General features: G+C 70.1%; 18 protein-coding genes. 12 read left to right on the top strand and 6 right to left on the bottom strand.

Annotation, left to right across the window (positions count from 1 at the left end; translation table 11 throughout):
- Positions 1-53: 53 nt before the first annotated feature.
- Both AOQ53_RS16210 and AOQ53_RS16205 read right to left on the bottom strand, forming a co-directional pair.
- The gene (locus AOQ53_RS16210) at positions 54-1,001 is read right to left on the bottom strand and encodes a glutaminyl-peptide cyclotransferase (protein ID WP_236711705.1); all 948 of its coding nucleotides are present in this window, start codon (positions 999-1,001) and stop codon (positions 54-56) included.
- A 62-nt stretch (positions 1,002-1,063) separates the two neighbouring features.
- Positions 1,064-1,735, bottom strand: coding sequence for a hypothetical protein (locus AOQ53_RS16205; protein ID WP_148640333.1), 672 nt, complete (start codon positions 1,733-1,735; stop codon positions 1,064-1,066).
- Between the two features lie 303 nt (positions 1,736-2,038).
- Between AOQ53_RS16205 and AOQ53_RS16200 the strand changes: the two genes are divergently transcribed.
- Both AOQ53_RS16200 and AOQ53_RS16195 read left to right on the top strand, forming a co-directional pair.
- Positions 2,039-3,523, top strand: a complete 1,485-nt coding sequence (locus tag AOQ53_RS16200) for a polysaccharide biosynthesis tyrosine autokinase (RefSeq protein ID WP_063888900.1) — start codon at positions 2,039-2,041, stop codon at positions 3,521-3,523.
- Positions 3,520-4,068, top strand: a complete 549-nt coding sequence (locus AOQ53_RS16195) for an arsenate reductase/protein-tyrosine-phosphatase family protein (protein WP_059417992.1) — start codon at positions 3,520-3,522, stop codon at positions 4,066-4,068. Before AOQ53_RS16200 ends, AOQ53_RS16195 begins: the two co-directional genes overlap by 4 nt.
- A gap of 211 nt (positions 4,069-4,279) precedes the next feature.
- Here AOQ53_RS16195 and AOQ53_RS44150 read toward each other — a convergent pair whose 3' ends face one another.
- Positions 4,280-4,495 carry a hypothetical protein gene (locus AOQ53_RS44150; protein WP_059417990.1) on the bottom strand — a complete coding sequence of 72 codons (216 nt, stop codon included), beginning with the start codon at positions 4,493-4,495 and terminating at the stop codon, positions 4,280-4,282.
- Between the two features lie 351 nt (positions 4,496-4,846).
- On the opposite strand from AOQ53_RS44150, the gene AOQ53_RS16185 reads away from it, so the two are divergent.
- From AOQ53_RS16185 to AOQ53_RS16150, 9 genes are all read left to right on the top strand, one after another.
- The gene (locus AOQ53_RS16185; RefSeq protein ID WP_059417989.1) at positions 4,847-5,500 is read left to right on the top strand and encodes an NAD(P)H-binding protein; all 654 of its coding nucleotides are present in this window, start codon (positions 4,847-4,849) and stop codon (positions 5,498-5,500) included.
- A gap of 145 nt (positions 5,501-5,645) precedes the next feature.
- Complete coding sequence (locus tag AOQ53_RS41110) at positions 5,646-5,780, top strand: hypothetical protein (RefSeq protein ID WP_408055167.1); 135 nt, start codon at positions 5,646-5,648, stop codon at positions 5,778-5,780.
- 454 nt (positions 5,781-6,234) lie between these two features.
- Positions 6,235-7,815, top strand: coding sequence for a S8 family peptidase (locus tag AOQ53_RS16180; RefSeq protein WP_059417987.1), 1,581 nt, complete (start codon positions 6,235-6,237; stop codon positions 7,813-7,815).
- Positions 7,816-8,369: 554 nt separating this feature from the next.
- Positions 8,370-9,527 (top strand): DUF4190 domain-containing protein, encoded by a 1,158-nt coding sequence (locus tag AOQ53_RS16175; protein ID WP_059417985.1) that lies wholly within the window; start codon positions 8,370-8,372, stop codon positions 9,525-9,527.
- 147 nt (positions 9,528-9,674) lie between these two features.
- Entirely contained in the window at positions 9,675-10,427 is a 753-nt protein-coding gene (locus AOQ53_RS16170) for a GntR family transcriptional regulator (protein ID WP_059417983.1), read from the top strand.
- 341 nt (positions 10,428-10,768) lie between these two features.
- Positions 10,769-10,963, top strand: a complete 195-nt coding sequence (locus tag AOQ53_RS16165; RefSeq protein ID WP_059417982.1) for an SPOR domain-containing protein — start codon at positions 10,769-10,771, stop codon at positions 10,961-10,963.
- Positions 10,964-11,021: 58 nt separating this feature from the next.
- Entirely contained in the window at positions 11,022-11,459 is a 438-nt protein-coding gene (locus AOQ53_RS16160; RefSeq protein WP_059417981.1) for a (deoxy)nucleoside triphosphate pyrophosphohydrolase, read from the top strand.
- 123 nt (positions 11,460-11,582) lie between these two features.
- Positions 11,583-12,026: an ATP-binding protein gene (locus tag AOQ53_RS16155; protein ID WP_174523300.1), complete on the top strand. Its 444-nt coding sequence runs from the start codon at positions 11,583-11,585 to the stop codon at positions 12,024-12,026.
- Positions 12,027-12,278: 252 nt separating this feature from the next.
- Positions 12,279-14,915, top strand: a complete 2,637-nt coding sequence (locus AOQ53_RS16150; RefSeq protein ID WP_059417977.1) for a SpoIIE family protein phosphatase — start codon at positions 12,279-12,281, stop codon at positions 14,913-14,915.
- 19 nt (positions 14,916-14,934) lie between these two features.
- On the opposite strand, the gene AOQ53_RS16145 is transcribed toward AOQ53_RS16150, so the two are convergent.
- The gene (locus AOQ53_RS16145; RefSeq protein WP_059417976.1) at positions 14,935-16,617 is read right to left on the bottom strand and encodes an immunity 49 family protein; all 1,683 of its coding nucleotides are present in this window, start codon (positions 16,615-16,617) and stop codon (positions 14,935-14,937) included.
- 106 nt (positions 16,618-16,723) lie between these two features.
- On the opposite strand from AOQ53_RS16145, the gene AOQ53_RS16140 reads away from it, so the two are divergent.
- On the top strand, positions 16,724-17,161 hold the full coding sequence (locus tag AOQ53_RS16140; protein ID WP_059417974.1) for a hypothetical protein: 438 nt from the start codon (positions 16,724-16,726) through the stop codon (positions 17,159-17,161).
- Positions 17,162-17,781: 620 nt separating this feature from the next.
- Here the strand turns inward: AOQ53_RS16140 and AOQ53_RS16130 are convergent.
- Positions 17,782-18,642 (bottom strand): immunity 49 family protein, encoded by an 861-nt coding sequence (locus AOQ53_RS16130; RefSeq protein WP_059417971.1) that lies wholly within the window; start codon positions 18,640-18,642, stop codon positions 17,782-17,784.
- The coding region (locus AOQ53_RS46290) for a hypothetical protein (protein ID WP_330219351.1) at positions 18,639-20,990 on the bottom strand (2,352 nt) is incomplete at its 5' end. The genes AOQ53_RS46290 and AOQ53_RS16130, both read right to left, overlap by 4 nt.

The following is a 20,990-nucleotide window of genomic DNA, read 5'->3' as shown; positions in this document are numbered from 1 at the left end:
GCAACGAGGAGTGAGTACGTCGTGGCGGAAGGCGGCACCGCCCACTGCCCGGTTCAGCGGGCGGTGCGGCTCGGCGGCTGTGCCGGAACAAGGGCGACACGGAACATCTTGGGCCAGAACTTGCCCGTGAGGAGGAAGTGGTCCGTTCCGGGGACGGCTGCGATGCCGTTCAGGGTGGAGCCGGGGACGAGTTCCCCGGCGTGCAGGAGGCCCGAGGCGTCGATGCTCGCCGTCACCGCGCCGGTGACGGCGTCGATGCGCACGATGCGTTCGGTGGGCAGCACGTTGGCGTAGACGGCGTGGTCGGCGCACTCCAGCTCGTTCACTCTCGTCACCGGGCGGCCGTCTTCGGTCACGGTGACCTCACCCGTCTTCGCGAGGGTGCGCGGATCCCGGAAGGCCAGTCGTGCCGAGCCGTCGCTCGTCACCAGCTGCCGCCTGCCGCGGTCGAAGCAGATGCCCCAGCCTTCGTCGGGGTACGGGACGCGGCGCAGCTCCCTCAGTGTCGTCGCGTCCCGCTCGATGGCGATCCGGTCCCGCCAGGTCAGCTGCCACAGGGTCCGGCCCAGCAGGGTGATCCCCTCACCGAAGAGAGGAGCGGGAAGGCTGGTGTGCACCATGGGTGGCTTGCCAGGGGCCCCGGACCGTACGGAGGACTGACCGGGCAGCCCGGTGCCCTCGTAGAGCGTGCCGCCGGCCATCTCCAGGCCCTGAGTGAACGATTTCGGGTCGTGGGGGAGGGCTTCGAGGACCTTCACCCGCAGGCGCTCGACCCGGTGGGGGCTGACCTGCCGCCAGTGCGTGTGGCTTCGGCCGGCCGGATCGCCGGACACTGCTTCGACGTCCCGCCGGCCCGCGAGCGGCTCCGGTCGGGTGAGCAGCCCGGTGGCTGCGACACAGACGGAGCCGGTGACCAGGAGCGCCGCGATGGCCCGTAGGGCGTGTCTCAGTGTGCGGCGACGGCCCGCCGCCCGGTTGCCGGAACGACTGGTTTCAGGCAAGCGGACGGCGTCCTGGCCCGGGCCGGGACGCCGTGGTTCCGCCGTGTGCACGTACCGATCTTTCAGGAACTGCGACGACGGCGTACGGCCAGGATCGTGCCACCGCCCGCCATGAGCAGGGCGGTCGCCGTACCGCCGATCACCAGGGCCTGTTCACTGCCCGTCGCCGCGAGCCCCTTGCCGTTCTGGTCCGAGTCCGGGGAATGCGACGGCTCGACGGCTGCGGGGAGTTCGTGGGCATCGTTGTGGCCGCCATGTCTGTCGTGCCCACCGTACTCGGGCTTGTCAGGGTGCCCGGGCTTGCCCGGGTGGTGGGGCGGCTTTGGGGTCGGGGTGGGCGTCATGCTGCCCTGCACGTAGATGCTGACGCCGACACTCTGGTGGGGGCGCTTGGAGGTGAGCCGGAAGACGTGCCAGCCGGTAGTGGTGTCCGCCGGGATGGTCACGGTCCCCGCGACCGAGCCGTCGGCCCGGGCCCGGAAGTGGCCGAGCACGACCGGCCTTGATTCCAGCAGTGCCGTGACGAGCGCCCCGGGCTCGAAGACGTCGGGGATGGTGCTGAAGCTCAACTCCTCCCCGGCTGTCACCGTGGTGGTGCTGACGGACAGGGGTGGGCTCGACGGCGGGTACGGCTGTGCCGAGGCGGCCTGCGCCCCGATCAGCGGTGCCGCGATGAGAATGGCAGTCGATGCCGCCGATGCCAGAGCGGCCCGCCATCTGCGCGATGCTGTCATCTTCTTCAATCTCCTCGACTTGGGTCCGGGCCTGGTCGTGCGGCGGCCGCGATTCGGTGTGGACACCAAGACCTGGATACATGGCGCAAATAGAACATAACGACATTTATTGGTTTGATGGCGCAAGAAGTCACCGGATCGGGGGAGCCCCGGCTCGCACGGTGTGCGTCGCGGGTCGTTCGAGGGGGCGACACAGGGGGTGGCTCCCTCGCTCGAAGAGTCCGAGTCCCTATGGTCGACTGCGTCCATAGGGAACAGAAGCCCCAATTCGGGTGGTTCCCTCAGTCCCGTGAGGGGTGAAGCTTGGATCTCCAAGGATTCCTGAAGGCTCTTGCCAGACGCTGGCCGACGGTCCTGGTCTGTCTGGTTCTCGCGGTCGGGGCGGCGCTCGCCGTGACAAGCGTGAGCACCCCCGTCTACGAGGCGAGGACACAGCTCTTCGTCGCCACCCGCACCGGCGAGAACACCGTCGATCTGAACGAGGGGCAGACGTTCTCACAGGCGCGTGTGCAGTCGTACGCCGAGATCGTGAGGACCCGTCAGGTCACCGCTCCCGTGGTGAAACGGCTGCGGCTGCGCACCACCCCGGAGGAGCTGGCCTCCCGGATCACCGCCGTCGTTCCGCTCAAGACCGTGCTCATCGACATCACCGTCCGGGACACCGAGCCCCGGCGCGCGGCACGTATCGCCAATACCGTGGCGAGTAGGTTCAGTTGGGTCGTCGAGCAGTTGGAGACCCCCAAGCGGCCGGTCCCCTCGGCACTGCCCGAAACGGGTGACAAGGCCGAGGATGCCGCGCCTGTCCCACCGGTCTCCCCCGTCTCCCTGGGCGTCACCGAGGAAGCCGTCGCCCCGACCTCTCCTACATCTCCCCGCCCGTTGCTGAACCTGGCCGCGGGTGTGGTCGGCGGCCTGCTGCTCGCTGCCGGGCTGGTCGCCCTCCGCGAGACGCTCGACACCACGTTCAAAACGAGCGAGGCACTGGGCGCATTCATCGCTCTGCCCGGCCTCGGTACCATCCCGTACGACAGGAACGCCCCAAAGCAGCCGCTGGTCAGTGCCGACGGGCACTCCAAGCGCGCCGAGGCGTTCCGCAAGCTGCGTACCAACCTGCAGTTCTCGCAGGTCGACGATCCGCCGCGGATCATCGTGGTGACGAGCTCGGTGCCTGGTGAGGGCAAGACGAACATCGCGATGAACCTCGCCCGCTCCCTCGCCGAGGCCGGCGTCTCCACCTGCCTTGTGGACGGCGACCTGCGCCGCCCGTGCGTGGCGCCGACTTTCGGCCTCGTCCAGGACGGGGGCCTGACCACGGTGCTCATCGGACAAGCCCGTGTCGGGGATGTGATGCAGCAGGTCGCCGGTGGGCTCTCGGTGCTCGCCAGCGGTGCTGTGCCGCCGAACCCCGCGGAACTGCTCGCCTCGGCGCGTATGGAAGAGGTGCTGCGCGAGCTCGCGGACATGTACGAGGTCGTGATCGTCGACACTGCGCCGCTGCTGCCGGTCGCCGACACCGTGGGGCTCGCCTCTCTCACCCAGGGTGCGCTGCTCGTCGTACGGGCCGGGAAGACCAACCGGGACCAGGTGCGCACCGCCACGGAATCGCTGGAGCGCGTGGGCGCGCGCATGCTCGGCACCGTGTTCAGCATGGCTCCGGTTCCCAAGGGCGGCCGTTATGGCCGTTACGGCGCCTACGGGCAGTACGGCGAGCTGCCCGCTCCGCGTACGTCGGCCACGCGCGAGGGGAGGGCCGCCTCCGCGGTCACGCGTCCCACGGACGGGACATGACTCGGATCCTGTTCGTCTGCACGGGCAACGTGCACCGCTCGGTGCTCGCCGAGCGCCTGCTGGCGGCGAAGCTGCCGCCAGGCTCGGCCCTGCGGCCGGAGAGCGCCGGCACGGAGGCGTGGCACCGTTCCCGTATGGAGGACACCACCCGGGCGGTCCTGGAGGAGCTGGGCGGTGACGGCTCCGGATTCGCCTCCCGACCACTCACCGCACAGCTCATGGCGGGCGCCCCGCTGGTCCTCGGGCTCGCGCGCGAGCACCGCGAGGCGGCCGTGCGCCTCGCGCCGGCGGCGATGCGGCGCTGCTTCACCCTGAAGGAATTCGTGCGGCTCGCGGATGGGGGAGCCGCGAGGGGTGGCGGGGGCGGGTTCGAGGCCGTGGTGGCAGCGGCTGCCACCCGCCGCGGTGCCGCGGCCCCGGTCCCGTCGGCCGAGGACGACATCCCGGACCCCTGGAGCAGGCCCCGTGAGGAGCTCTACGCCTGTGCCCTGGAGATCGACAGGGCGGTGAGCGGGCTGGTCCGGCTGTGGTCGATGCGTCATTAGTACTGCAGTTGCGGTTCTCCATTTGATCCGGTCGTGGGTCATGAACGCTGAAGGCGTCGATGGAGGAGCTTCTGGAACCGGTGCTGCGTGACAGACGGAGGTAGGCCCTCCCTCGGAGGCGCAGGCGGCGGCCTGAGGTCTTCCTCGCCCCGCGCTGGCGCGGCAAGGGCACGATGCCCACCGTCTCCACCTATGGCTACCACGGCCGTCTTCACACGTGGGCCAGGTCCGGGAAGTGTTCCCGCACCTGCGGCCTCCGGGCCACGACGACGGACAGCAGGTCGTCGTCGTACGAGCCGCCGGCGACCTGCGCGGGCGCGTTGTCCCGCAGGGTCCGGACCGGTTTCCTTTCGTGGTCTGCCGGCTGCCAGAGGGAGCCGTTGCCGCTACCGGCGCGTGGCCGGGTCAGGCTGCTTTCCCTTCTCATCGGTGCCCAATCGACGTGGGGGCGAGACCGAGCGGGTCGGGTGAGAGGTGGCGGGCGCTCTCCGGGGCGTAACGGCGAGGGTGCGCCAGAGCCTGCTCGGTCTACCTGGCGTGCATCGGCCAACTGAGTGACTCTGGAGCACCGGCGTGGGCTCCAGCGATGGGTGAGCCTCTCACTGCGCATCACGATGCGCGGCGATGCCAACTACGTGATGACCGGCGTGCCATCGGGCGAATGGGACCGATGGCCTCTGCGGACTCGGAACATCCGAACGACCAGGGGAGTTGACCTCTTGGGCGTCGGTCTTACGACGGAGCCGAAGAGTTGCATCGAGAGAACGGAGCATCAGAGGTGGATGTCTTCATCATCGGAATCACCGGCGGCATCGGTGGTCTGCTGGCACAGAAACTGTGCTCTCGAGGAGACGCCGTCCACGGGCTGGTGCGCCGGGACGACCAGCAGGCTGAACTCGCACGGCGAGGCGTGAACGCACGCGTCGGCGACCTCTCCAGCATGACGGTGGAACAACTCGCAACAGCGTTCGGCGACGCCGACGTGATCGTCTTCAGTGCCGGATCGAATGGCGGCAGCAGGGAGGTCACGTCAGCCGTCGACGGCGATGGGGTCGTCAAAGCGATCAAGGCGGCACGCATCGCCGGGGTGGAGCGCTTTGTGCTGGTGTCGGTGCTTCCCGAATCATGGCGGGAACGCAATCTCGGAGACGAGGTCGAGTACTACTTCGCCGTGAAGAAGGGCGCAGACGTCGCACTCAGCCGCAGCGATCTGAACTGGCTGATCCTCCGTCCATCACTGCTTCTCGACGGCCCGGGGATCGGCACCGTGTCCCTCGGACCGGCAGAGTTCCACGGCGAGATCACTCGCGACGACGTCGCCGCCACCCTCGCTGAGCTGCTGCACGAACCCCGGATCGGCCGGCAGATCCTCGAACTCAACACGGGGTCGACACCCATCGAAGAGGCGGTTCGGGCGAACGTCCGCACTTGACCTGCCCGGGGCGCTGTCGGTGGTGATCGGCAGACTGCGCAGTGGCAGCGCACTTGGCGGGTGCAGCGGACCGTTGGCCGCGCCGACACCGCCACGGCGAGGTCGGAAGGCCGGCTTCAGCCGGCTCGGTGACGCCATCACGCCGATGCGGCGGCACGGCAGCGCCGAGGAGGTCGCGCGGGCCGCGCTGTACCCGGCCGTCGACGCGACGTTCACGACCGGGGCGAAGCTCCCGGTGGACGGCGGCCTCGGCCAGGGCCTGTCCTATCCCGAGGCCTAGGGACTGCCGGACGTGCGCGCCGGCCGGTGCACGGGCGGCGTGCTCCGCGTGACAGCCGCGGCCGACGGGCGATCGCGGGAGGACGTCGGCCGCGGCGCGCGCAGCGGCGGGACGGTCAGGGCGCCTTGGGGCCTGCTCGGCCGCGCGCATACCCGTTTTCCATTGCACCGTCCGTCCGCGTCGCACGGGCAGCGCGGTGGTCGGGTCCGGCTGAGGCGCCACCAACTGGCCGACCCCAGACGCCCTTCGGCCGCCCACCGTCTGGTCGCCGCCGACGTGAGCGGACCCCTGGCAGGACTCCCTCCCGCAGGGCCCTTGTGCAATTCCTGTGGAGGGCTCAATCTTTCGCTGACGCGCAGATGTCGCCCGGTGTTTGACATGACCATGACCTCGGGTGGCCGACGGGCGTGCAACACACCCCACAGCGCACCACCGATTGAGGAGGACCCCTCAGATGGCAGTGATGCGTACTCCCCGCAGATCCACCCGGCGAAGACTGGCCGCGCTCGGTGCGACGGCCACCGCGGCGCTCGTCGCGAGCCTCGTCTCGGCCCTCCCCGCCGGCGCGGCCCCGGCCGCGTCCGAAGGGCGCATCCAGTACGAGGACGCGGCGAACGCCGTCACCGACAGCTACATCGTGACCCTGAAGACCGAGAGGGCCGGCTCCGCCGAGGGCCGTGCGCTCGCGCACAAATACGGCGCCGACATCGAGCGCACGTACACCAAGGCCCTGAACGGCTACGAGGTCGAGGCCTCCGAGACCGAGGCGAAACGTCTCGCCGCCGACCCGGCCGTCGCCTCCGTCGTCCAGAACAGGACGTTCCGCATCACCGGGACGCAGCCCAGCCCGCCGTCCTGGGGCCTGGACCGCATCGACCAGAAGAACCTGCCGCTGAACAGCTCGTACACCTACCCGGACAAGGCGGGTGAGGGCGTCACGGCGTACGTCATCGACACCGGCGTCCGCATCACGCACGGCGACTTCGGCGGCCGCGCCTCCTACGGCTACGACGCCGTCGACAACGACAACACCGCCCAGGACGGCCACGGCCACGGCACGCACGTCGCCGGAACGGTCGCCGGAGGCGCCTACGGCGTCGCCAAGAAGGCCAAGGTCGTCGGCGTCCGGGTGCTGAACAACTCCGGCCAGGGCACCACCGCCCAGGTCGTCGCGGGTATCGACTGGGTCGCCCGGAACGCCGTCAAGCCGGCCGTCGCCAACATGTCCCTCGGCGGCCCCGGCGACACCGCCATCGACACGGCCGTACGCAACGCCATCACCTCCGGCGTCACCTTCGTGGTCGCGGCCGGCAACGAGTCCACCAACGCCTCCACCCGGTCCCCGGCCCGCGTCACCGAGGCCGTCACGGTCGGCGCCACGACGTCCAGCGACGCCAAGGCGAGCTACTCCAACTACGGTTCGGTCCTGGACCTGTTCGCGCCCGGCTCGTCCATCACCTCGGCCTGGAGCACGAGCGACTCGGCGACCAACACCATCTCCGGTACGTCGATGGCGAGCCCGCACGTCGCCGGAGCCGCCGCCCTGCACCTGGCCGACAACCCCACGGCCACCCCCGCGCAGGTCTCCGCCGCGCTGACGGCCGCCGCCACCACCGGCGTCGTCACCAGCCCCGGCACCGGCTCGCCCAACCGGCTCCTCAACGTCGGCGGCGGCACGACCACCCCGCCCGGCCCGCGCTTCGAGAACACCGCCGACCAGGCCATCGCCGACAACGCCACCGCCGAGTCCCCGGTGACCGTCTCCGGCGTCTCCGGCAACGCGCCCTCCGCCCTGGCCGTCGAGGTCCACATCGTCCACACCTACATCGGCGACCTCCAGGTCCAGCTGATCGCCCCCGACGGCACGGCGTACACGCTGAAGTCGTACGGCACGGGCGGCAGCGCGGACAACATCGACACCACGTACTCCGTGAACGCCTCCTCGGAGGCCGCGAACGGCACGTGGAAGCTGCGCGTGAGCGACAACGCCCGCTTCGACACCGGACGGATCGACGCCTGGGCGCTGCAGTTCTGACCCCGCTCGTGACCGGCCGTCAGTCTCCTGACGTGTCCCGTACGTAGGCGTCCTCGTCCTCCGGGAAGGGCTTCGGGTCGGTGACCTGGCCCGCCGCGGAGGACGAGGCGCGTCCCCGCGGCGCACGGCCAGGAAGCCGAAGGGGCGGTCGAAGACCACCATCGCCCGGACCTTCTCGTACGGCGGCTCCTCCGGCGCCCGGCCCCGGTAGATCGCACGTGGTCAACGCGGCCGCCTTGAAGCCCTCCGCGCTGAACGTGGCTGTCACGGCCTGCCGCACGGAGCACAGGACGCGCGGCGTGGGGCTCACTCCCGGGAAGGCGGCGGGATCCGGGGTGTCACGGGCGGACGTGGTCTCGTCGCGGCGTCTCGTTCTTGGGAGGACGAAAGTCCCGGCACAGCGCGTCGAAGCAGGAAGCCCCGGAAGGGTCAGCCGGCCCAGGCCGGAATCCCTGGACTCCAGGCCGGGGAGCACGTCAAGATGCGCCCAGCCGTACGTCGTCGGTTTCGCGCGGCCGCTCTCTCCCATCGCCTCAGCCAGGAGCACCGTACCCGTGTCGATACCGCCGCCCCCCGGGAACCAGCAGCCCCAGGACCCGTACGGCCCGCCGCCTGCGAACTGGGCCCAGGGGCCCTCGGGTTACGGCCCCTGGGGTCACCACGGCCCCGTCGGCCGCCCGTACGGCGCGCCGGTCTCCGTCAACGCGCTCGCCGTCGCCGCGCTCGTGCTCGGCGTGCTCTGCTTCCTGCCCGCCGCGGGGCTCGTGCTGGGGCTCATCGCGTTGCGGCAGATCAGGCGGAACGGCCAGAGCGGCCGGGGGCTGGCGATCGCCGGCGCTGTGCTGTCGTCCGTCGGGCTCGTGCTGTGGGCGGTGACGCTGTCCACGGGTGTCGTCTCCGACGCCTGGGAGGGGTTCAAGGACGGGGCGCAGGGCAACGAGAGTCTGTCGCTGAAGAAGGGCGACTGCTTCGACGCGCCCGGCGGTCTGGAGGGCGACACCTACGACGTCGACCCGGTGTCCTGCGAAGGCAGGCACGACGGCGAGGTGTTCGCGGTCGTGAGGCTGCCGGGCGGCGCGTTCCCGGGTGACGCCGAGGTCACCGACATCGCCGACGAGCGGTGCTACGAGCTCCAGGACCAGTACGCCATGGACTCCTGGGCGATGCCGGCCGACGTCGACGTGTATTACCTCATGCCTTCGAAGGACAGCTGGCGTTACGGCGACCGCGCGATCACCTGCATCTTCGGCAATACGGACGCGAAGGCCAAGCTGACCGGCTCCCTGCGCGGCGACCCCACCACGCTCGACAGCGACCAGGTCGTCTTCCTGTCCACGGCCAACGCCGTCGACGCGGCGCTGTACGAGGAGCCCGAGGAGACCCCCGAGGACGACCTCGCCGGCCACCGGGCTTGGGCCGAGCAGATGGACGACGTGCTCGGCGAGCAGGTCGAGGCACTGCGCGGGCACTTCTGGCAGTCCGCCGCCCAGCAGCCCGTCGCCGACCTGGTGAAGGACATGGAGGACGCCCGCGAGCAGTGGTCGAAGGCGAGTACGGCCGGTGACCCGGACGCGTACTACACGTACTACGACAAGGCGTACGAGTACGTCGACGGCCCGGCGACCGTCACCGCGCGCAAGGCCCTCGGTCTCGCGACTGCCCCGCCGACCCCGGGCGAGACCGAGGGCGGGGACTCCGAAGCCGAGGTGTGACGGCCGCTATAGCGGGGAGAAAGTGCCTGCGTAAAGCCCTCGGGGCCCCTATGTCATCACATCGAGTGATTCTCTGGCCTTTGCTTGCATCGCACAACCTACGGTTGCCACGCTGTTGCTGTCTGTACAAGCTGATGGGAGCGGCCAGTGACATTCGGTGAGCAGCCGGCGTACCTGCGCGTCGCGGGTGATCTCCGCAAGAAGATCGTCGACGGTCAGCTCCCTCCGCACACCCGCCTCCCCTCCCAAGCCAGAATCCGCCAGGAGTACGGCGTCTCGGACACCGTCGCCCTGGAGGCCCGCAAGGTACTCATGGCGGAGGGTCTGGTCGAGGGGCGCTCCGGCTCGGGGACGTATGTGCGCGAGCGGCCCGTGCCCCGGCGCATCGCCCGCTCCGGATACCGCCCGACCGGCGGGGCCACGCCGTTCCGCCAGGAGCAGGCCGACGGCGAGGGGTGCGGCACCTGGGAGTCCGGCAGCGAGCAGTCCGAGGCCAGTGTGGCGATCGCCGAGCGGCTGGGAATCGAGCCGGGCGAGCGTGTGATGTGCACGAGGTACCTCTACCGCGAGGGCGGCGAGGCGATGATGCTCTCCACCTCCTGGGAGCCGCTCGCCGTCACGGGCCGTACGCCGGTGATGCTGCCGGAGGAGGGGCCGCTCGGCGGCATGGGCGTCGTCGAGCGCATGCGGGCGATCGACGTGATCGTGGACAACGTCACCGAGGAGGTGGGCGCCCGCCCCGGGCTCGCGGAGGAACTGCTCGTCCTCGGTGGCGTCCCCGGCCATGTGGTCCTGGTCATCCAGCGCACGTTCTACGCCTCCGGCCGCGCGGTCGAGACGGCCGACGTGGTCGTCCCGGCTGATCGGTACCGGGTCGCCTACCACCTTCCGGTCAAGTAGCGAACGCTCACATCCGCCCCGTGGCGCGCTCCCCGCGCGCCCCGCTCACACGATCACCGCGGGATCCGTCCTCGGCCGGGGTGGTTCGCCTCTCCTGGCCGGCCGTTGTTCTCGCAGGTCGGCGGCGGCGCATGCGGTAGGTCTCCGACCGGGTGCGTCGAGGTGCGCGGACGGCGCGTTCGTTGTCGTGCGCCCCCTGCGTTCTGGCTGGTTGCGTACCTCTTTGTGAAAAGCCGTATTCGCTGCGTGAAGGTTAGGCGTAGGCTCGGGCATATGCGCATTGCGGTTTCCTTATCGGGTGGGGCACGGCACAGGCCGCGGGTGGGAAGTGGAGGGGCGCGATGAACGACAGCACGATCACTCTTCCCTGGCTCGTGATACGAGAGGACGACAACGGCAACCGCTACCGCGTGGGCCGGTACGCGACCCGGGCCGAGGCCCAGAAGATCGCGGACAGCCTCGACGGCCGCGGTCACAAGCAGTTGTACTGGGTCGAGCGGCTCGGTCAGAACGGGCAGGGCGGGGCGCACGACTGACCTCGGGCGTGCCTGTGCTCCGAGCCGGTGTCCGGCCGCGCTCCCGTAGGCTCCCCGCATGAGTGAGCGGATCGTCGTCGTGGGTGCCGCGCTGGTCGACGACGGGCGGCTGCTGGCCGCCCGGCGCAGCGCGCCCGTCGAGTTGGCCGGGCGCTGGGAGCTGCCCGGCGGCAAGGTCGAGCCGGGGGAGACGGCCGACGCGGCGCTGGTACGGGAGCTGCGCGAGGAACTCGGCGTCGACGCCGAGGCCGACGGGCGTGTCCCGGGGGAGTGGCCGCTGAAGTCGCCCTACGTCCTGCACGTGTGGACCGCGCGCCTGCGGCCCGGCTCCGCCGCCCCCAAGCCCCTTCAGGACCACGACGAACTGCGCTGGCTCGGCCCCGACGAGATCTGGGACGTGGACTGGCTCGACCAGGACGTGCCCGCGGTACGGCAGACTCTCGCGCATCTGGGGCCTCTCGGCGGCCCCGGCGCCGGAGAAGTGCCTGGCGCCTGAGGCCAACCGGGGGCGTGCGAGGCCCGAAGGCGGCCGAACGGGCGCCCCTTGTGCCTTTCGTGCCACTGTGCGCTACTCGCGCGGTACTCCGCTCCAGATATCGGGTATGTGCCCATTAACCCCATGAAACAGGACATGGGCGGGCCCGCTGCCGGGGAAGTGATCGGCGTGATCGACACCGAAGGTGACCGCGCCGAGTGGACCTTTCCCGCCGAGCCGGGTGCCGTGCGCACCGCCCGTCAGGCCGTCCGCGGCCGGCTCCGCGGCTGGGGCCTCGACAGCCTCGCCGACCTCACGGCGTTGTTGGTCAGCGAGTTGGTCACCAACGCCCTGCGGCACGCCACGGGCCCCATCGGCGTCCGCCTGGTCCGCCCCTCCGAACTGAACGGCGTCCTCCTGGTGGAGGTCTCGGACTCGCTCCCGGACCCGCCCCGCGAGCGCGCCGCCACGCCCGAGGACGAGAGCGGCCGCGGGCTCCAACTGGTCGCCTCCTCCTGCCGTCGCTGGGGCACCCGGCCCGGCGACGTGGGCAAGACCGTGTGGTTCGAACTCGCGGTTCCGGAGTGAAAAATCGGTGTACGTCCGCCCTGCCGCTGTCGAGTGAATGGTTCAGGCCAGTGGCGGTTGCCGACGGACGGGATTCGACGACGTGTCCCCTGGTTAGAAGACTGGAAGTGTTGTCACGGTCCGGTCCAAAAACCATCGGGACCGTGCTGTGATCGTGAACACCGTGTTGTGCGGCACCGTAGTGCTGGATACTGCGGGCAGCCGCCCCCGGTGACCGGTGCCGGACGCGGTGAGCTGGAGGGGACGGTTCGCGTGAGCGAGATACCAGCGAGGGCCACGGAGTCCGAGGACCCGTCGGAGGGCGCTAGGGCGATGGCCGCGGACGGCCTGGCTTCCGCGGTGGGAGGTGCGCTCGCGGCTGACGGGGTGCAGCCCGGGGACGCCATGTGGCAGAGCAGTCCCCCGGGATCCATCTACGACTACATCAAGGTCGCGTCCTTCTCCATCGGCCCCGACGGGCTCGTCGACCAGTGGAGCCTGCGCGCCGAGCACCTGTTCGGCATCCCAGCCGAACGCGCCGTGGGCATGGACCCCATCGAGACGTTCATCGACCCGCGCCTGCGCGAGCGGGGCATGCGCAAGATGGCGGAGATCCTCGACGGCCGCGAGTGGACCGGTGTGGTGCCCTTCCGGATGCCGAAGGAGGCCGAGGGGGAGTGCGGGCGCGAGGGGCTCGCGGAGGTGTACGTCATGCCGACGCGCACCGAGGACGGCGAGAAGGCCGCCGTCTGCATCGTCGTCGACGTGCGCACGCTGCGCAGCATCGAGACCGACCTCGCCGCCTCGCAGGCCATTTTCAGTCAATCCCCGTTCGGTTTCCTGCTGATCGACTCCGACCTGCGCGTCCGCCGGGCCAACCAGAGGTTCGCGTCCATCTTCGGCGGTGACCCCGACGACCACCGCGGCAAGGGCGTCCACGACTACCTCCAGCGCGGCGAGGCCGAGCGGGTCGCCGCCACGCTGCGCCGCGTGCTGGAGACCGGCAACTCCATCACGGACATGCACGTCACGGGTTTCGTGCCGGGCTCCGACGAGCGCCGCCACTGGTCCGTCAACCTCTATCGGGTGCACAGCGGTTCGGGCCGGCCGATCGGCATCGCCTGGCTCGGCACGGACATCACCTCGCGCCGCGCCGCCGCCCGCGAGGCCGCCGCCGCCCGGCGCAACCTCGCCCTGCTGAACGAGGCCGGCGCCCGCATCGGCAACTCACTCGACCTGGAGACCACGGCCCGGCAGCTCCTCGACGTCGTCGTGCCCGGCTTCTGCGACCTGGCCACCGTCGACCTCTACCAGGGCCTGCTGGTCGGCGACGAGACCCCGCCCGGGCTCGCCGACGGCAGCGCCGAACTGCGCCGGGTGGCCTTCGCCAGCGCCGTCTCCGACGCGCCCTTCACCGGCACCGGCGTGCCCGTCGCGGTCGGTGCCGTCCACCACTACCCGTTCAACTCGCCCTGCGCGGACGCCCTGCGCACGGCCCGCCCGCAGACCGTTCCCGGCGAGGACGGCGGGCTCGTGCAGTCCACGCTCGCCGTGCCGATGGTCGCCCACGACACCGTCGTCGGGCTCGTGCAGTTCGCCCGCACGAAGGGCAGCGAGCCGTTCGGCGACCGGGACCGCGACCTCGCCGTGGAGCTGGCGGCGCGCGCGGCCGTCTGCATCGACAACGCCCGGCTCTACCGGCGCGAGCACGAACGCGCGTTGATACTGCAACGGTCCCTGCTCCCGCCCGGCGACCCGGAGGCCTCCGGTCTCGACATCGCCTGCCGTTATCTGCCCGGCAACGCCAACACCGGCCGGCCCAGCGAGGTCGGCGGCGACTGGTTCGACGTCATAGAACTCCCCGGGCACCGCACCGCGCTGGTCGTCGGCGACGTCATGGGCCGCGGCCTGCGCGCCGCCGTCGCCATGGGCGAACTCCGCACGGCGGTACGCACCCTGGCGCAGCTCGACATAGAACCGGCCGAGGTGCTCTCCCAGTTGGACGAGATCGCGCGGGGCCTCGGCGCCCCCGGCGGCGTCCAGCAGGCGACCAGGGCGGCCCGCCGCCCCCGGGAGGCGGACCTGTCGGAGGTGTACCTCGCCACCTGCGTCTACGCCGTCTACGACTCCGTCACCCGGCGCTGCACCTTCGCCAACGCGGGCCATCTGCCGCCCGTCCTGGTCGAACCGGGTGAGCCGGCCCTGATGCTCGACGTGCCGCCGGGCATGCCGCTCGGCGTCGGCGGCGAGCCCTTCGAGGAGGTCGAGGTCGAACTGCCCGAGGGCGCCCTGCTCGCGCTCTACACGGATGGACTGGTCGAGAGCCGCGACCATCCCCTGGACGAGGGCCTCCAGGCCTTCGTGAGCGCCCTCGCCGACCCCACCCAGCCGCTGGAGGACGTCTGCGACCACGTCCTCAACACCCTCGACACCCATCACGGCGAGGACGACATCGCGCTGCTGATGGCACGTGTACAGGGCCTGCCCACCGAGTCCGTCGGCGACTGGACCCTGCCGCGCGAGCCGCGCAGCGTGGGCCGGGCCCGCGAGTACGCGCGTGCCCAGCTGCTCAGCTGGGACATGGAGCCCCTGGTCGACACCACGGAGCTCCTGGTCAGCGAACTCGTCACCAACGCCCTGCGCTACGGCGAGGGCGAGATCCGGCTCCGTCTGCTGCTGGACCGCACCCTGGTCTGCGAGGTCTGGGACTCCGGCCTGGTCCAGCCCCGCCGCCGCCGCGCCCGCGACACCGACGAGGGCGGCCGAGGCCTCCAACTCGTCGGCCTCCTCAGCGCGGCGTGGGGCTCCCGCCGTACGCCCCGGGGCAAGACGGTGTGGTTCGAACTACCCTTGCCGGACGGGGGGAACGGGCTGCCGGATCCGGCGGAGGCGTTGCTGAGCCTGTTCTAGCCAGGTCTGCGGCCTGTCGTCAGGAAATCTCCTCCAACCGTTCGCGGTTGAGCAGATGCCTGGGCAGATACGGCTGCGCGAGATCGACGGGAAACCCGTAGTCGTAGGCGAGGCTCGCCAGCGCGAGCGGCCCGAGTGCCACCCTGGCGCGCGGGGCCGCCGACGCGCCCCAGTAACTGCCGTGCTCCGCGACAGCTTCGGCGAGCACCTTGGCGAAGGTGTCGTGGTCACGTGCGATGAGCCGGTGGAAGAGGGCGGCGGGCTGGTAGTCGATCCCGTTCACGAACTCCAGCGGCGCTTGGGTCACGCCGTCCCGCCCGGACGTTTCGATGGTGGCGATCAGCTTCTTCACGACGTCATCCATGCTGGGGCCGTTCGAGAAGTAGGCCTGCAGCGTGTCGATCCAGTGCAGGACGTACTCGTCCACGGAGTCGTCCTGACGCAGCACCTCCAGCGGCACCCGGCACAGCCGGCTGATCCGGTCGGTCTGACGGCACACGATCGCGAGGTAGAGGGCATCGAGCCAGGCACGCGCGTCAGCGGGCGGTTCCGCGGGCAGAGCGGGGAGCTGCCAGACGCGGTCCTCGCCCAGGCGGCACTCCTGCGACGGCGCGCCGGTGAACAGCGCGGAGCCCAGCCGGGTCGCGGTGGCCCACGCGTCCCACGTGTCGATGTGCGCGACGTCCGGATCGTAGGCGCAGCGCGCGTGGGCGAGTGCCAGGATGGAACGGAACACGTCGCCCAGTGCTGCCGGGTCCCGCACGAGGCGGTCCATCGACTCCGCTGCGTTGCACATGAGTTCACCGAGCGCGGGAGGCTCAGCGGTGGCGCGGGTGGCGAGACGGCCGGCCCCGTCGAGGCGGACCAGGCCCTTCATCAGGCCCAGCAGGTGCGACGGTGGCCGCACGGAGAACGTGAGCGTGTCGTGATCGATGACCGTGAGCGACGTCAGGGAGCCGCGGTGCCACCAGTAGACGCGTGGTGAGAGCGCACCCGGCCCGTCCTCATGAGCACCCAGCGCGTACGAGGCAAGGCTGTTGACGGCATCCACCACGGAAGCGTCGGTGATCGGGTGGTACACCAGGTTGTGCCGGGTCGGCACGACGACCAGGGCACCGGCGTCCGGGAGTCCCTCGCCGACGACCTTCCAGGCCACTTCCTCGAGGAACAGCGCCTTGCCGGCGACGAACGGGGAGTCCCCGTACAGGGAGTGCAGCCTCGCCTGCCCCTCGACGCCCACCTCATCGTGCCGCACGGGCACGCGCATCAGATTCGCGCGCGCCGCCTCCCCGAGGGCCTGAAGCCCGGCACGCTCCACGTCCCGGTCGGTGAGGATCCGCACGCTGGTGGGCCCGTCCAGGGTGTAGGCGAGGACCAGCCCGTCGGCCACGACCCGCGCGTACCGCAGGGCACCGGAAAGCTCCGGGGTGATCGAATCGACGGGCAGCAGCCGGGCGTGGGCACCCCGGAGCAGTTCCGCCACGCTCTCATCGCCCTGGCTCGCCTGCTGCAAGCGGCCGAAGTGTGCGGCGACGAGGTCGGGCCAGTGCTCCTCCGGGGTCTTGCTGCACGTGTGTGCCAAGGAGTCGAGGGAGTACTGGTGTCCGTCCCGGCAGTGCGGAGCCGCGAGTGCGCGCAAGTGCGTGGCCTGCGCCGCGGAAAGCATCGGCAGTTCGGGGTCGGCGACGTTGTCCGGTGTCATGCCCTCGAGCCTATGAGCCGGGTGTCCCATGCCGATTCCGGCCCTCGCCCGCCCGGTTGGCGCCCCCAGGGCTCGTCCGGGGCGACGGATCCTAGACCCACCCCTCATGAGTGACGTGTTCGCCGTGGACCTGGCCCTCGACCTGTCGCCGACCGTACCGGAGGCCGTACTCGCGCACCTCCGCCGGCACGTGGAGGGCGACAGCGCGGACGACGGCAGCAGCGAGGCGGACTGGCCCGACTTCGTCCCCCTGCTCGCGGACCGGGGCCCGGCGGCGCGCATCGGGGGACTGCTGACCGGCCGGCTCTTCCAGGGCGCCGACCACTGGTCCCTGACGGCCCGGCAGGAGATCCACGCGGAGCTCCTCCCCGAACTGGTCGCACTGGCGGACATGCTCGCCTTCAACGCGAAGACCGAGGGAGTCATCGGCCAAGTGCGGTTCTACGAGGACGACATTCCCGAACTCCTCGTCAACAGGTCGGGAACGCTGGTGAAGATGCCGTTGCGGGCGGCAGAACCGAACGCTTCCCGGCACGTGCCGTAGGGCAGCGCGGGGAAGCGAACGGCATCGGCTGCGTTCGGAGTCGACCACTCCGAACAACGCCTCTGCGGCCCTCACCCGCTTGGCACCCGTGCCGCGTTCGTCCACCATGTCGATGCTGTCTCCCACAGCGTCCGCGAGCACTCCAAAGGTGTCGTCCTTCCCGTGCATCCTGTCGTACGAGGCGCCCCGCCAGGCGACTGCTCCGGGCGAATGAGCGGCAACGACCACCTCTTCGTACCCGATCGCGTCACCCCAGCGTGTCAGCGCGACGCACGCCAGAAAACGCCCTGCCGGGTCCTCATCCGAATCTCCCAGCACTTGCCCGAGGGCCTCGGAGCGGTCCATGTAACCGCCGTCGAGACCATCGCTGATGACTTCGTCGGGATCTGATGACATTCCGTCAAAGTCCACAAAGAGCAGCTGGGCGACTAGGGTGCTCGGTTCCCATGAATCCTGACTGTCGGGCATTCCCACACCGGCGAGCCCACCCCGCGAGTCCAACGGCTCCTCGATGGGCGCCCTCCCCTCTTCCTTCGGCGATTGCCAAAATGGGACGCCTGGGGGTTCATTCCCCACTGCCCACCCGTGCGGGCGAACACCCCCATCGGACGGCCGGAAACTCAGGTCTCGAACTCGCCCAACCAGGCGCGCTCGAGTAGATGCTTCGGCAGGTAATCCGAGACCACCTGGATCGGAATCTCCCCGTCGTAGGCGAGGCAGGCGATGGCGAGCGGCCCGAGAGCAATCCGGCCTTCGGGGTCCTTGGCCCTGTCCTCATCCGCCGTCCAAAACGCCTTGTGCAGTTCGAGTGCCTCTACGAGTGCTTGGTTGAAGCCGTCGTGGTCCTTGCGTAGGAAGCGGTGGAACAGGTTGATCGGCGGATACAGCACGCTCTGCAGCAGGTCGCGGGGCGCAAGCGTGGCGACATCGGGATGCGATTTCTGGAACGTGTTTGTCAGCTCGTCCACCAGGCCGGGCCCTTGGAGCCAGTAGGCCTGGAGGGCAGCAACCCAGTGATAGACGTAATCGTCGAATTGGCCGTCGGGGGAGCGCAGCCGGTCCACCGGAATTTCGCAGAGTTGGGTGATGCGCTTCTGATCGCGGCAGACGATGGCGAGCCAGAACGTGGTGAGCCAGTTCCCGGCATCGGCGTACGGGCGGGGGCCGATGGCCGGGACCCGTCGGACCTTGTGGTTGATGCGGCACTCAACGGTGCCGTCGGCCTGCCCCGTGGCGGCGAACAGCGCGGAACCGATCTGAAGGGCGGAGACAGTCGCTTCCCATGTTTCGAGCTGGGCGGCCCGGGGATCGACCGTGCACCGGGCCTGCAGGTGCAGCAGAGCTGTCCGGAACATGAAGTCGATCTTTCCGGGCAAGCGCTCGACCTTTTCCGCATCCGCTGCGACGTCCTCTCCGAGTGCCTCAGCCCAGCTTGCGGATTGGGGGCCGGGTTCGCCGTGCCGGGCGATGGTGACGCTCACGGTGCGTTCCTCTCGGTGATGTCGAACTCCCTCATTGAGTAGCCATTGTACGTACCGGCGTTCTTCTGGCCCTTGACAACAAGGTAGTCCAGCTTTCCTTCGTCCAGTGCGTCTTCCAGTTGTCGCGCCAACCTTCGTTCGGAAGGAATGGTTTCACCGCGCTTCTTCATTTCTTGGATGATGTCCAGGAAATACTCTCTGGTACCCTGCGACACCCGCTTGCCGCTGGGCAGGTTGCGGGCACCCAAGTCCGTTTCGATGCTGCTCTTTGCCTCGATTACGACGTATCCGCCGTCCTCGCGCTTCCACACCTGGTCGAACTGGTCGTTGCCGTTCAAGGGGCCGTGCAGGGTCTCGCGGGTGGCACCCGGGTAACGCTCGGGTACGACGTGGTGCTCGGCGATGGCCTCACCGTAGGCTTCCGCACTGTCCCGCATGTCTGTGTGCGCGGATCTGTACTCGTTCGTGCGCTCGAGTCGGGTCAATTCCGTCTCGGGCGTAGGGCCGTGCTTGTGCGCTTCGACGGCCTCGGCCTTGTGGCGCCCGGCCGCCTGGTCATATGCGATGGCGTGATGCCGACTGGCCGCTGCCTCGTCGAGCAGCTTGAGGGCTTCTGGGCTAGCGGTCTCCCGCCCGACCTTGGTCGCGTCGCCGAGATAGTGCGGCTTGAGAGGCTCGGGGGCGTCCTTGACGGTAACCCACGGATGCCGGGGCGATTCCCGGGTCAACTGGGGAGGAGTCGTCCCGCTCTCGTCCAGGAACTCAAGGTTCTTACGGTTCCCGTTCGACTTGTAGAAGTCCTCGAAGTAGCCGGGTTCCTGATTGGCGCGGTAGACCTGGATCTCCTGGATCTGCTCCCGTGTCAGCGAGCCTTCAGGCCCGTACGGGTTGTCACCGTCCCGCATGAAGCTGGGCCGCTCAGGAGGCGACGGGTGCCCCGATACGGACGGAACGTCCCCGGAACCGCCTGTTGTGCCGAGCGTGTTGTCCCCGGCTCGGCCGAGGCCGTCCAAGCCGCTTCCCCCCGTGGGCAGCTCGGCGGCGTGGCTGGGAAGAGGGGATGCGCTGCCATCGCCCGGCAGGTCCCGACCTGGAGTGCTGACCCCGTCGGCGTGGCCTCCCGACAGGTGGTCGCCCGCCGTCGTGCCGGGCACCGCATGGTCTCCGGCGCCAGCGGGGACGTGGGGCTCGACGCTGTTCGTCGGCATGTTGTCGCCGACTCCGCCGCCCGGGAAGTGGCCAGTGTTTCCGTCAGGGAGAGCATCCCCCAGGTTGCTTCCAGGTGGCATGTCACCGCCTGCGTGGCCGTTTGGCACGTCACTGTCCGCGTGGACAGCGGGTGTCGTGGGGACGTCTTCGTCGACTCGCCCGACATCCCCGAGGTTGTTTTCGAGGCTGTCGCCCAGGCGGATGTGCTGCCCGGCCTGCTCCGCGGTGTGGGTGCCCGCGCCGACCAGGGCGGGTTCCCTGGCCGGCGCGGGCACCCGCGGGGTGTCCGCGCCGGAAGCCGGTGTGCCGGGGGTGTCGGGCGTGCCGGGCTGGTCGACGACATCGCCGGGGCCGTCGGTCGACTTCTGCAGGACGTTGCCGTGCTCGTCCAGGAGGTTGCCGTCCGGGTCGTAATAGCGCGCCGGGGCGCCCTCCGGGGTGGGCAGCCTCGTGGTGCCCTCGGGCAGGACCGGGGCATCGTCCGGCAGCCGCACATTTCCGTCGGGCAGCTTCGTCGCGCCCTTCGGGAGGGCCGCGCCCTCAGGCAGATGTACCGTGCCGTCGGCAAGCATGACCGTGCCCTCGGGCAGCGTGACCGCGTTCTCCGGCAGCTTGGGGATGTCGATGGTGCCGGCACCCTTCAACCCCTTGGTGATGTCGCCGATCTTCGACAAACCGGCGCCCGCGCCCTTGGCGATGTAGGTCATGGGGTCGATGACCCGGCCGGCCTTGCCCGCCACCGACAGCGCCTTGGCGACCGCGCCGGCCTTGCCCGCACCCGCCGCCGCGCCGCCCGCGCCGCCGGTGAAGACCGTGGTCAGCACGTTGAAGGTGACCGCACCGGCCGCGCGGGCGGGGTTCTTGCCCCACTGATCCCACGCCACCAGGGCCTTGCCGGTCTCCTTCATCGCCGTGCGCGAATCACGCAGCCAGGAGGGCAGCTTGTCGTCCGGCAGGGTCCAGAACTGGGCGTTCGCCCCGGGGATGGCCGTGATCACCAGGCCGGTCGCGAGCTGTGCCAGGCCCTTCCACGCCTGGCCCATCGCGTCCCAGCCGCCGAAACCCACCAGGGTGCCCAGGCCCTTGATCGTGCCCCACACACCGTCGACGATCAGCCCGTCCCACACGAACGACTTCAC

Origin of the sequence: Streptomyces azureus, assembly GCF_001270025.1 — a bacterium.
GTDB lineage: Bacteria > Actinomycetota > Actinomycetes > Streptomycetales > Streptomycetaceae > Streptomyces > Streptomyces azureus.
Note: the sequence above shows the minus strand (reverse complement) of the source record. Positions and strands in the feature narration are given on the sequence as shown.